Source organism: Oleiphilus sp. HI0080 (genome assembly GCF_001635135.1).
The window spans coordinates 1-4,513 of record NZ_LWFU01000555.1; the positions used below are offsets into that span (position 1 = coordinate 1).

The 4,513-nt window shown below is 45.7% G+C and carries 3 protein-coding genes; 2 read left to right on the forward strand and 1 reads right to left on the reverse strand.

Annotation, left to right across the window (positions count from 1 at the left end; translation table 11 throughout):
* Nucleotides 1-717: rhodanese-related sulfurtransferase (locus A3751_RS12235; RefSeq protein ID WP_068456389.1), on the reverse strand; the 717-nt coding region annotated here is incomplete at its 3' end.
* Between the two features lie 634 nt (nucleotides 718-1,351).
* On the opposite strand from A3751_RS12235, the gene A3751_RS12240 reads away from it, so the two are divergent.
* Complete coding sequence (locus A3751_RS12240; RefSeq protein ID WP_068456392.1) at nucleotides 1,352-3,490, forward strand: adenosylcobalamin-dependent ribonucleoside-diphosphate reductase; 2,139 nt, start codon at nucleotides 1,352-1,354, stop codon at nucleotides 3,488-3,490.
* A 47-nt stretch (nucleotides 3,491-3,537) separates the two neighbouring features.
* A complete protein-coding gene (locus A3751_RS12245) occupies nucleotides 3,538-4,251 on the forward strand; it encodes an NrdJb (protein ID WP_068456395.1) in 714 nt (237 codons plus the stop codon).
* The last annotated feature ends 262 nt before the right edge of the window (nucleotides 4,252-4,513 follow it).

Genomic DNA, 4,513 nt, shown 5'->3' on the forward strand with positions numbered 1-4,513 from the left:
GCTTTTCTCGAGCTTGTGGTTAACCGCGACCCGATTATCAAACACGAAGCAATCACCCTTCCACATAGTTTCTTCTTCAGGCACCTCTTCAAGGTACTTCAGGATGCCGCCTTCAAGATGGTAAACCTCGTCAAAGCCTTTTTCTTTTAAAAACGCAGTCGACTTTTCGCAACGAATGCCTCCTGTACAAAACATCGCGACCTTTTTGTGCGTATTAGGGTCGAGATTCTCCTCAACGTACTTCGGAAACTCTCGAAACGTATCCGTAACCGGATTGATGGCGCCATCAAAGGTACCTATTTCGTACTCATAATCGTTGCGTGTATCGATAAGCAGAACGTCAGGGTCAGAAATTAAGGCATTCCAGTCTTTCGGCTTAACGTAAGTTCCAACCACACGCTTTGGGTCAATACCTTGTACGCCCATTGTGACGATCTCTTTTTTGAGCTTCACCTTGGTGCGGTAAAAGGGCTGTTCTTCATCGAACGAGAGCTTGTAGTCTATCTCTGCGAATTCGGGAATTTCCCGCAGCCATTTTAGTAAGGCTTGGATGGACGCATTGGTACCAGAAACTGTACCGTTGATACCCTCGCTGGCAAGCAACAGAGTTCCACGGACGTCTAGCTCCTTCATTTTCTGTAAAAGAGGCGCTTGGAGCGACTCGTAATTTGGCAGGTCGACAAAACGATACATTGCACAAACGGTAATATTTGACATATTTATTTCCTTTTTCGGCTAACCGGAACGTAAATCCAGCGCATTTTTTTGGCGCGCACATTATACAGCTGATAGTGAATTTAAGTAGAAAAATAACGCAAAAACACAATTCAGTTAGTAACACTTACCTTAAACCGCGCACACTACATATAGTTCCACTTATTGAAGATAAGATCTTGCACATTTTGGGTGCCTTCGCTAAAAGCGGTTAAGTTGTGCTCTTATTTTGTGCATCGAAAAAAGCGTTTTTTTGTCAATACCTTTCCTAAGAATAAAGTAATAAAAACAGCAAATATTAAACTTCACATACCACTATATACTGTTATACTTTCCCGAAATCGCCCTACATGTAGTGATTAGACCGCCAATATGCGCACTAGCCTCTACATATAGACAAGAGCAGATGTCTCGATATCACGCAGATCTGCAGGGCGAATAGTAGAGTAGTTGTTTAGGTTGGCGCATAAAAAGCAATGCGCATAAATAACGCCAGCCATGGTGATCGGAGTGTCTTCCCATAAACTTCGACACCACTAAATATAGGGGTTGCCAAGGCAAGGCGACCAATTAATCGCTTATAACAAAGGGCTGGCTAAGGAAGGCCTCCTCTAATCTTTGGTCCACGAGGTTGCAAATGAACGCTAAGGTCGAACCGCTTATATCTCCACTGCCGATGCAAGACGCATCAGTAGATATTTGGCATACAAAATACCAACTTAAAACAAAGTCTGGCGAAGCTGTTGATAAGACAATTGCTGAGACTTATGAGCGCGTTGCTCGCGCCCTCTCTTCCGTAGAGCCGGAAGAGAAGCAAGAGCTGGTGTATGCGGATTTCAAATGGGCTTTAGAGCATGGCGTTATCCCTGCTGGACGTATTATGTCGAACGCTGGAGCCGGTGAACACAAACCAGCGACTTCGACAATCAACTGTACAGTCTCTGGCACCGTTTATGATTCAATGGATGACATACTTCTCAAGAATCATGAAGCAGGTCTAACACTCAAAGCAGGCTGTGGTATCGGTTATGAGTTCTCCACTCTCAGACCGAAGGGCGCCTATGTGGCCGGCGCAGGCGCAACAACGTCGGGTCCGCTTTCGTTTATGGATATCTTCGACAAGATGTGTTTCACAGTGTCCTCTGCGGGCGGTCGTCGTGGCGCACAAATGGCGACATTCGATGTGCATCATCCTGACGTTCTCGACTTCATTCAGGCCAAGCGTGAAGACGGACGGCTGCGTCAGTTCAACCTTTCACTGTTGATCACAGAAGATTTTATTCAAGCTGTTAAAAACGATGGTGACTGGAAACTTTCGTTTCCGGTTACCGCAGAAGAGGTCGCAGAGGAGAATTTGGATCTTAGCGACACCGACCAATTTGTATTCCGTTCATTTCCTGTAAAGTCTGGCTACGTAGCGAATCAAGATGGCTTGATTGGCTGCCGAATTTATAACACCATAAAAGCACGCTCTATTTGGGACGCAATCATGAGTTCTACTTATGACTTTGCAGAACCCGGCTTTATCTTGATCGATAAAGTGAATGAAATGAACAACAACTGGTTTTGCGAGAATATCCGCGCTACAAATCCATGTGGAGAACAACCGCTCCCACCTTACGGGAGCTGCTTGCTCGGTTCTGTAAATCTAACTGCATTTGTCGAAAAACCGTTCAGTGACAAAGCGTCTTTTAACTTCAAAGAATACCGCAAGGCGGTCGCGATTTTCACGCGAATGCTCGATAACGTAGTTGAGATTAACGGTTTACCGTTAATGGGCCAGCGCAACGAGATAAACTTTAAACGTCGGCATGGCATGGGCATCCTTGGTTTAGGATCGACCCTAACCATGATGAAAATGCCTTATGGCTCTAAAGAGTCGGTCGAGTTCACAGAGAAAGTAAATCGTGAAATGGCGATTGAAGGCTGGAGACAGGGTCTTGAGCTTAGCAAAGAGAAAGGTCCCGCCCCCATTATGGAAGAAGACTTTACCATCAACGCCGAAATGCTTGCAGAACGCCCAGAGTTGAAAGCCGACGGTTACTCTCTTGGTGACACAATCAAAGGTAAGGTATTGCACGCCAAATACAGCCGTTACATGCAACGAATAGCAGATTACGAGCCAGAATTGGTAGCGGCACTTGCGGAGCAAGGCGCGCGCTTTACACACCACACGTCAATCGCTCCAACAGGAACGATTTCACTATCTCTTGCAAATAACGCCAGTAACGGTATTGAGCCTAGTTTCGCGCACCACTATGCTCGTAACGTGATTAGAGAAGGCAAGAAAACGAAAGAGAAAGTTGATGTTTTCTCCTACGAGCTTTTGGCGTACCGGCATTACATTAACCCGAATGCCATGCCTTTCAGTGAGGACCACGAGAAAGCGCTGCCTGACTACTTTATCGCTGCCGACGACGTAACGCCGAAGCAGCATGTTGATATTCAAGCTGCGGCACAAAAGTGGGTTGACTCATCGATTTCTAAAACGGCGAATGTTCCTACCGAATTCCCATATGAAGAATTCAAGGACATTTACATGTATGCCTATGAGCAAGGTCTTAAAGGCTGTACAACATTCCGTTTCAACCCCGAAGCGTTCCAAGGCGTGTTGGTCAAAGAGAAAGACCTAGAGAACACGCTTTATGAGTTCACGCTCGAAGACGGCACAACCGTAAAAGTGAAAGGAAATGAAGAGATTGAGTATGACGGCGAGCTTCACACCGCTGCAAACCTCTTCGACGCACTTAAAGAAGGCACCTACGGTAAATATTGATGGGCTTGTTGGGCCGAGCGCCCAACCACTCAATAAGGAATAAGACAATGGCAATAAAAATTGAGAAAAAAATAGTCGGTTATCAAGTTCATACCGAGGCACAAGTTGCAGCTGCAGCGGCAGAAGCTGCTATAGAGGCGCAACCTAAGCCAGTTGAGATGAACGAGTCGATTGGGCGTCCAGATTTCCTCCTTGGTTCCACCTACAAGGTAAAGACTCCGGTTTCTGATCATGCACTTTATATTACGATCAACGACATCATTTTGAATGAAGACACTGATCATGAAGTGCGCCGCCCTTACGAGGTCTTCATTAATTCAAAATCAATGGAGCACTTTCAATGGGTCATCGCTTTAACGCGCGTTATTTCTGCAGTCTTCAGAAAAGGCGGTGACATCACCTTCTTAGTTGAAGAGCTTTCTTCAGTCTATGACCCGAACGGCGGCTATTATAAAAAAGGCGGCGTATTCATGCCCTCTTTAGTGGCTGAGATCGGTGCAGTAATTGAAAAGCACATGAAGAGCATCGGCTTGATTGAGCACGAGGACATGAGCGACAGCACGAAGCAAATTCTTGCGGAGAAGCGCGCTCAATTTGAAGAGGTGTCAAAAAGCGCTGTAGAAGCGAAGACCGAAGAGTCGGCCGACAGCAATCCCTTCCCTGACACTGCGCAACTCTGCAAAAAGTGCAGCACGAAAGCAGTCATTATTATGGATGGATGTGCTACCTGCTTAAATTGCGGTGATAGTAAATGCGGTTAGCCTAGCTTCCATAACTCAAGAAACCGAATCGGGCGTACACACGACCATTCGGTTTTTTTTGTGTTCAGATGGCCACACCTAAGAATTGTCCAATTTTGTGTCTGCAATTATGCAAAGCTAGTTATAAAGCGGCATGGATTGTGTAACATACTTGTAAAGCATCGCATCCATCATCACCGGCTGTATTTATGCTCCAAGATCGCGCTGATTTAGTCGCGTTTTGCACAATATTGACACTTATGTAATACCAGGATTGTATTTA

What these genes read in the sequence shown, in the direction of transcription:
- A3751_RS12240 (WP_068456392.1), top strand. Translation starts at nt 1,352, where the DNA reads ATGAACGCTAAGGTCGAACCGCTTATATCTCCACTGCCGATGCAAGAC.
- A3751_RS12245 (WP_068456395.1), top strand. Translation starts at nt 3,538, where the DNA reads ATGGCAATAAAAATTGAGAAAAAAATAGTCGGTTATCAAGTTCATACC.